A 1,537-nucleotide genomic window follows, 5' to 3' on the forward strand; every position below is an offset into this window, starting at 1 on the left:
CACCCACCAGAAGCGACGCTTTCCAGGAACCCAACCCCCACAAGGAGGATCAGTCCGTACTCACACCACCACCAGCACCAGCAGGCACCTATCCGTTGATATTCCACCCATGAGCAGTCCGCCGCAGAACTTTCGTCTGCGCAACGAACTATCCTCCTGACAAACCCCACCCACCACATACATGATGACCAGGCTTTGTAGGCGCTCCTTAGAAAGGAGGTGATCCAGCCGCACCTTCCGGTACGGCTACCTTGTTACGACTTAGTCCCAATCGCCAGTCCCACCTTCGACAGCTCCCTCCCACAAGGGGTTAGGCCACCGGCTTCGGGTGTTACCAACTTTCGTGACTTGACGGGCGGTGTGTACAAGGCCCGGGAACGTATTCACCGCAGCGTTGCTGATCTGCGATTACTAGCGACTCCGACTTCATGGGGTCGAGTTGCAGACCCCAATCCGAACTGAGACCGGCTTTTTGGGATTAGCTCCACCTCACAGTATCGCAACCCTTTGTACCGGCCATTGTAGCATGCGTGAAGCCCAAGACATAAGGGGCATGATGATTTGACGTCGTCCCCACCTTCCTCCGAGTTGACCCCGGCAGTCTCCTATGAGTCCCCACCATCACGTGCTGGCAACATAGAACGAGGGTTGCGCTCGTTGCGGGACTTAACCCAACATCTCACGNACCCAACATCTCACGACACGAGCTGACGACAACCATGCACCACCTGTAAACCAGCCACAAAGTGGGGGACGCATCTCTGCGCCTTACTAGTTCATGTCAAGCCTTGGTAAGGTTCTTCGCGTTGCATCGAATTAATCCGCATGCTCCGCCGCTTGTGCGGGCCCCCGTCAATTCCTTTGAGTTTTAGCCTTGCGGCCGTACTCCCCAGGCGGGGCACTTAATGCGTTAGCTACGGCGCGGAAAACGTGGAATGTCCCCCACACCTAGTGCCCAACGTTTACGGCATGGACTACCAGGGTATCTAATCCTGTTCGCTCCCCATGCTTTCGCTCCTCAGCGTCAGTTAATGCCCAGAGACCTGCCTTCGCCATCGGTGTTCCTCCTGATATCTGCGCATTTCACCGCTACACCAGGAATTCCAGTCTCCCCTACATCACTCTAGTCTGCCCGTACCCACCGCAGATCCGGAGTTGAGCCCCGGACTTTCACGGCAGACGCGACAAACCGCCTACGAGCTCTTTACGCCCAATAATTCCGGATAACGCTTGCGCCCTACGTATTACCGCGGCTGCTGGCACGTAGTTAGCCGGCGCTTCTTCTGCAGGTACCGTCACTTTCGCTTCTTCCCTACTGAAAGAGGTTTACAACCCGAAGGCCGTCATCCCTCACGCGGCGTCGCTGCATCAGGCTTGCGCCCATTGTGCAATATTCCCCACTGCTGCCTCCCGTAGGAGTCTGGGCCGTGTCTCAGTCCCAGTGTGGCCGGTCACCCTCTCAGGCCGGCTACCCGTCGTCGCCTTGGTAGGCCATTACCCCACCAACAAGCTGATAGGCCGCGAGTCCATCCAAAAC

General features: G+C 57.1%; 1 rRNA gene. It reads right to left on the bottom strand.

Annotated features, from left to right (window positions below):
• Positions 1–212: 212 nt before the first annotated feature.
• Positions 213–1,537: ribosomal RNA gene (locus tag ACFQ02_RS02625) — 16S ribosomal RNA — on the bottom strand; the annotation flags it as partial.

Source organism: Seminibacterium arietis, from assembly GCF_042675725.1.
Classification (GTDB): Bacteria; Pseudomonadota; Gammaproteobacteria; order Enterobacterales; family Pasteurellaceae; genus Seminibacterium; species Seminibacterium arietis.